Source organism: Amycolatopsis circi (assembly GCF_003385235.1).
Taxonomy (GTDB): domain Bacteria; phylum Actinomycetota; class Actinomycetes; order Mycobacteriales; family Pseudonocardiaceae; genus Amycolatopsis; species Amycolatopsis circi.
On sequence record NZ_PQIA01000258.1, the window covers coordinates 1 to 4,504 of the forward strand.

The 4,504-nt window shown below is 71.6% G+C and carries 5 protein-coding genes; all 5 read left to right on the forward strand.

Annotated features, from left to right (window positions below; genetic code table 11):
• Nucleotides 1-265: 265 nt before the first annotated feature.
• Complete coding sequence (locus tag D0D37_RS45805) at nucleotides 266-958, forward strand: helix-turn-helix transcriptional regulator (RefSeq protein WP_116206819.1); 693 nt, start codon at nucleotides 266-268, stop codon at nucleotides 956-958.
• A gap of 64 nt (nucleotides 959-1,022) precedes the next feature.
• Entirely contained in the window at nucleotides 1,023-1,607 is a 585-nt protein-coding gene (locus tag D0D37_RS45810; RefSeq protein ID WP_116206820.1) for a nuclear transport factor 2 family protein, read from the forward strand.
• Between the two features lie 30 nt (nucleotides 1,608-1,637).
• A complete protein-coding gene (locus D0D37_RS45815) occupies nucleotides 1,638-2,324 on the forward strand; it encodes a response regulator transcription factor (protein WP_116206821.1) in 687 nt (228 codons plus the stop codon).
• Nucleotides 2,321-3,643: a HAMP domain-containing sensor histidine kinase gene (locus D0D37_RS45820; protein ID WP_116206822.1), complete on the forward strand. Its 1,323-nt coding sequence runs from the start codon at nucleotides 2,321-2,323 to the stop codon at nucleotides 3,641-3,643. Before D0D37_RS45815 ends, D0D37_RS45820 begins: the two co-directional genes overlap by 4 nt.
• A gap of 81 nt (nucleotides 3,644-3,724) precedes the next feature.
• Nucleotides 3,725-4,330: a DUF2231 domain-containing protein gene (locus D0D37_RS45825; protein ID WP_116206823.1), complete on the forward strand. Its 606-nt coding sequence runs from the start codon at nucleotides 3,725-3,727 to the stop codon at nucleotides 4,328-4,330.
• Nucleotides 4,331-4,504 lie beyond the last annotated feature (174 nt).

Genomic DNA, 4,504 nt, shown 5'->3' on the forward strand with positions numbered 1-4,504 from the left:
GAGCAGGCCGAGCGCGTCGTAATGGCGCGGAGCCCAGTGTCCCGCCGGACCGGGAACGGGCCGGCCCCCTGCGCCGACCCCCGCCCGGCGGCCCCCTCGTCCCCCGACGAACGAGGGGACCTCGCCGGTCCGCCGCCCTCCACAGGACGGACCGGAGCCGGTTGCGGCTCCCGCGAACGGAACAGCGCAGGTTCTCCCTCGTGACGGCGGTCGCCCGCAAAGCCACCCGATCGGGTGAGGATCTGCTGGTCCGTAGGCTGGCCGGGTGAATCGCACGGACCGGCTGTACGCGCTTGTCGAGGAGCTTCGGGCGGTCGCGCCGCGCATCCGGACCGCGGCGTGGCTCGCGGCCCGGTTCGAGGTCAGCGTGCGCACGGTCGAGCGCGACCTCGGTGCTTTGCGCGAGGCAGGCGTCCCGATCTGGACCGAGGCCGGGCGGACCGGCGGTTACGGCCTCGACCGCGAGCGGACCCTGCCGCCGCTCACTCTCACGCCGGAGGAAGCCATCGCGATCACCGTCGCGCTGCGTTCGGCTGCTGGGTCGCCCTTCGCGGGCGCGGCGGAGTCGGCGGCGCGCAAGGTGCTGGCGCGGCTGCCGTCCGACGTCCGCGACGCCGAACAGCACCTCGCCGCGCGGCTGCACCGGGTCGGCGAGCCCGAACCGCCGGGTGTCCACAGCGGACTGATCCTCACCGCGCTCGCCGACCGGCGCGTGCTTCGGCTGTCCTATGTGGACGCCAAAGGCCACGAGACGGAACGCGACGTCGAGCCGCTGGGGCTGTTGTGGGGCCCGGCGGGCTGGTACGTGCTCGGCTGGTGCCGCCTGCGCGACGCGGTCCGCGGCTTTCTGCTGGACCGGATCCGCGCCATCGAACTCACCGGCGACCGGGTCGAGCGCCGCGAAGTCGATCTTGACGCCGAACTCGCGCGGATCTCCGCCCGTCCGCTCGGCGAGTGACCTGCGCCACGCGGCGCGGAAACACCGGCAGGACGGTGTCGCCGACGCCCGCGATCGTCGTCGCATGCCGAAAGAACTGAACCCCGAAGAAATCCCCGCTCTCTGGTGTCGCATGTGGAACGAGGACGCCTCGCTCGCGCACCGGTTGCTCACCGCCGACGGCCGCCAATGGTCGGGCACCAAACCCGGACTCGACCCGCTGGTCGGCCCCGCGGACGCCGAAGCGTTCATCGCCAAGTACCAGCGCGAGGTCGGGAATGTCTTCGTCCCGCGCACGTTCGTCATCGACGGCGCCGAACGGCTCGCCTTCACCTGGGACGTCACCCGGCGCGACGGCGTGGTCATCACCGGAGCCGACCTGTGCGTGCTGTCCGGCGGAAAAGTCGCGCGGAACTGGACAATTCCCTCGCCGGAGGGACGGTCGACACTTCCCGACGGACCGGGCGAAGGCAGCTTGGACCGCGACGGATTACGCGCGCTGGCAACGGATGCGCGCCCGTGGCGCGGCGAACTGGTGCTCGACCCGGTGCGGCAGACCATCGCCGGAACCTGGTCGGACGGCGCGCGCGGCGGGCTGGCGGTGCTGGTCGCGGTCGACGGCCGGGTAGACCGCGAATGGGTGGTGCCGGGGACGCGTCCGCTGCCGTGATCCCGGGCGCCCGCGAGGCATGATGGCGGCATGGCGAACCGCGTTCTGCTGGCCGACGACGACCGGGCGATCCGGGAATCGCTGGTCCGCGCGCTCGAACTGGAGGGCTACCGGGTCAGCGAGGTCGCCGACGGCGTCGAGGCGCTCGCGATCGCGCGGAGCGAGGAGTTCGACGTCCTGATCATCGACGTGATGATGCCCGGCGTCGACGGCCTCGGCGTGTGCCGCGTGCTGCGCGCGGGCGGCGACCGCACCCCGGTGCTCATGCTGACCGCGCGCGTCGAGACCGCCGACCGGGTCGCCGGATTGGACGCGGGAGCCGACGACTACCTGCCGAAACCGTTCGAACTGGACGAACTGCTCGCCCGGCTGCGCGCGTTGCTGCGGCGCAGCGCGGACCCGGGCGAGCAGGCCCAGCGCGTGGTGCGGCTGGGCGGGCTGGCGGTCGACGCCGGCGCGCGCCGGGTGTGGTGGCAGGACACCGAGGTGGCGTTGTCGAAGACCGAATTCGACCTGCTGGAGCTGCTGGTGCGCAATGCCGGGATCGTGCTCGGCCGCGACACGATCCACCAGCGGATCTGGGGCTACGAATTCGGTCCGGAATCGAAGAACCTGGCCGTCTACATCGGATACCTGCGGCGGAAACTGGAAAGCGCGGGCGCGGACGAGCTGATCCACACCGTGCGCGGCGTCGGCTATGTGGTGCGGCCGGCATGAATCTGCGCGGGAAGCTGGCGATCGCGTTCGCCGCGGTCGGCGGCGGCGCGGCGATTCTCGTGGGCGTGCTGGGCTATCACACGGCTTCCCAGCGGATCAGTGCGGAACTCGACCGCTCGCTGCTGAGCACGGCGTCGCAGGTGTCGGCGGGCGCGGTGCAACTGCTCGCGCCGAACCCGCTCACCCGCGGCCCGGGCGACGACGACCACGACGAAGCGCAGCCGATGGTCGCGCAGTCGATCGCGCCGGACGGGACAGTGCATCGCGTCGGCGGACGGCCAGTCACGCTGCCGGTCACCGCTGCTGATCGGGAGCTGACCGCCGGGACTCGCTATGCGGACGCGACTGTCGGGCCGGACGACTACCGCGTGCTCACTGTCGCGCTCGGCTCCGGGCGCGGGGCGCTGCAGCTCGGCATCGACGTGGACGAAACCCGGCATGTCCTCGGCGACCTGGCCGAACGGATGACCTGGGTCAGCCTCGCGGTGCTGGCCGGGGCAGCGCTGGCCGGTTGGCTCCTCGCGCGGCAGATCACCCGGCGGCTGGTCCGGCTCACCCGGCTGACCGAGGAGGTGAGCGCGGGCAGCCGGCCCGGACTCGGTGTCCCGGACCGCGGCCGCGACGAGGTCGGCAGGCTGTCCGCCTCGTTCGCCGGAATGCTCGAGCGGCTCGCCCGCGCGCGCGACGACCAGGAGCGGCTGGTCCAGGACGCCGCGCACGAACTGCGCACCCCGTTGACCAGCCTGCGCACCAACGCGAGCGTGCTGCGGCGGTTCGAGGAATTGTCGCCGGACGCGCGGAATCGGCTGCTCGCGGACGTCGACGGCGAGACGCGCGAGCTGACCCACCTGGTCACGGAGCTGGTCGAACTGGCGACGGGACAGTACGACGACGAGCCGCGGCTGCCCGTCGAACTGCGCGAGCCCGCGGAGCGTGCCGCCACGCGCGTGCGTCGCCGGTCGGGCCGTGCGGTCGCTGTGGACGCGGATGGCACGACGGTTTCCGGCCGCGAGAAGGCGTTGGAGCGGGCGATGACGAATCTGCTGGAGAACGCGGTGAAGTTCAGCTCCGACCCGGTGGAGCTGCGCGTGCGGGACGGGCGGGTCGAGGTGCTGGACCGCGGGCCGGGGATCGCGGGCGAGGACGCTGACCGGGTGTTCGACCGGTTCTATCGGGCGGCGGGCGCGCGGTCCTTGCCCGGGTCGGGGCTGGGGTTGTCGATCGTGCGGGAAGTCGCGCTTTCGCACGGCGGCGAGGTGTTCGCCGGGCCGCGGGACGGGGGCGGCGCGGTGGTCGGATTCACGGTGGCTCTTACCTGATTCACACCTTGATCTTGCCGGGGGCTAACGGGGTTCGGCCAAAGTGGTGACCGGTTGTGGTTCGTGGATGGGAAAGGCTGCATGACGACGGTCAACGGGTTGCCCGCTCATATTCTGCTCGTGCACGCGATTGTCGTGCTGCTGCCGTTGTCGGCGCTGGTGCTGGTGCTCACCGCCTGCCTGGCCCCGGTGCGGAGGCGGCTGGCGGGCGCGAACGCGATTTTGTCGGTGCTGGTGGTTATCCTCGTGCCCATTACGACGAATGCGGGCGAGTGGCTGGAACGACGCGTGGCGCGGACGCCGCTCGTGCGGGCGCACACGGAAATCGGCGACACGGCGATCTGGGTCGCGATTCCGGTGGCGGTGCTGGCCTTGGCGCTGTGGTGGCGGCAGCGGGAGGCCGGTACGGCTGCGGTGAACGCGGGCGCTAGCGCGGCGGGTGGTGCGGCTGTTGCTGCTGCGTCGGCTGACGGTGCTGCGGCGGTGTCTGGTGCGGGTGCGGCCGCCAAGAACGGCCGTCGTAACTTCCTCGCGCCTGCGTCGAAGGCGGTCAGCGTGACGTTGATCGTGCTGTCCGTCCTGGCTGCCGGGGCGGCGGTTTACGACATCGTGCGGATCGGCGACACCGGCGCCCAGGCCAGCTGGCAGGGTCAGTTCCAGCAGAACCCCGCCCCCCGCGCGCGATAGCGCCTTCCTCCGAAAGGCTGTCCGTGAGGGGAACCCTGAGGGAATCAGACCTGGATCCACCGGTGTTTGTGGTGTTGTAGGCCGTGTCTGGACGCGCAGATGCCCTCTGGCCTGGGATGGTTGTTCTTGCGAAGGAAAGACCAATCCGAGCGAGAGGGCATCTGCTGGATGCGA